We start from the raw sequence: 1,401 nt of genomic DNA on the forward strand, positions 1-1,401 counted from the left end.
ATCGCCCGCATCCCTGATGCAATGAATAGGGCGTAGGAATATATGTAAGCAGAACGGGCCTGGCACAAGCCCGGGGATGAAAAACGGCTAGGGGATGAAATTTGGGAAGTTGCCTACTTCTCAAGCACCGCAGACCTACAGAAACGACCGCGAACATCGCCCTGCGACAACCGCGTTTTTTTCACATTGGAAACGACAAAGCCCAGGCAGTGCTGGGCTTTGGAAAACTAGGCTACCACTGGCGCCAAACGTACCAAGACAGCACAGCCGCGACATAGATCACCGAGAAGTAAAACGGCCAGGTGACCCAGCACTTGAGTGCCAACGGGACTGAGTCCAATTCCTCTCTCGTCACTTCGCCACTTTTCACATAGCTGGCAGGCCATACAAAAAACTGCACAAACACGCCCATGCGCATGCTTTTATCAATCGACTTGTTTCGTCCCCAAAAACGCTTGTAGTGCTGCACTGTTTCGTTTTCGCTGAACTAGCTTTCCAACTTATCTAGTTTTTTGTATTCGACGTACAAGGTCAGGCCCAAACAAACATTCCAAATGCCAGCGCTATCAGAGTTAATTCATTTAATGACATGTTCATATTCTTGCGGGCTTGCCCTTTCAACGCCACACCTAAAACTATCTTGCAGGGTGGTCCCTGGTCTTTGATTACCACTTGCACCAAACGAGCCAGGCAGTGACAGCCAAGCCATATATCAATGACAAGTAAAACGGCCACAATACCCAGCGTTTAAGTGTCAAAGGAACCGAGTTCAATTCTTCCCACGTCACATCATTGCTCTTTACGTGAGTTTTTGGCTGCATGAAAAAGCCAACAAGTATGCTCACCCGCATGGTTCTATCGATGGCTTGGCCCCTACTCCAAAAACGCTTGTTTCGTTGTACCACTTCGTTTTCTGTGAAATAGCTTTCCAATTCATCTAGTTTTCTGTAATCCACGAACAGCTTTAACCCTAGGCAAATAAAAGGCATCACAAATAACAGGATAAGAATAAAGGTGCTTGCAGTCATCATTGCAGCCCTCCAAATTCATATACCAAATCGCCTACTTTTGCACCGACAATGCCACTACCTGCTCCCAAGGACGAGCCTCCGACTGCGCCCCCGACAATCCCACAAAAAAGCTCACCTTTACCTTTAGTTGCTAATCCAAGCACTATCCTGCACCCACGACGCCCTATTTCTGCACCTAGGACTCCACCTACCGCTGCCCCAGGCACCCCACTCGCCAGCCTCCCACCTTCTACATATTTGACCCTGCTGCACTTTTCGCCCCGATCCTTCGTACACGCCTCCTTGATCTCCAACCCCGCCACCCCCACATCCAGCGCCAGCCCCACATACGTGCCATTGCCCAAAAACTTCGACGTCTGGGCAATGCTCT

1 protein-coding gene is annotated in these 1,401 nt (G+C 49.5%); it reads right to left on the bottom strand.

Going from position 1 to position 1,401, the window contains the following annotated elements:
• Positions 1-665: 665 nt before the first annotated feature.
• Positions 666-1,031, bottom strand: a complete 366-nt coding sequence (locus BHC62_RS26210) for a hypothetical protein (RefSeq protein ID WP_336604591.1) — start codon at positions 1,029-1,031, stop codon at positions 666-668.
• Positions 1,032-1,401 lie beyond the last annotated feature (370 nt).

Origin of the sequence: Pseudomonas sp. 06C 126 (assembly GCF_001855215.1) — a bacterium.
Lineage (GTDB): Bacteria > Pseudomonadota > Gammaproteobacteria > Pseudomonadales > Pseudomonadaceae > Aquipseudomonas > Aquipseudomonas proteolytica.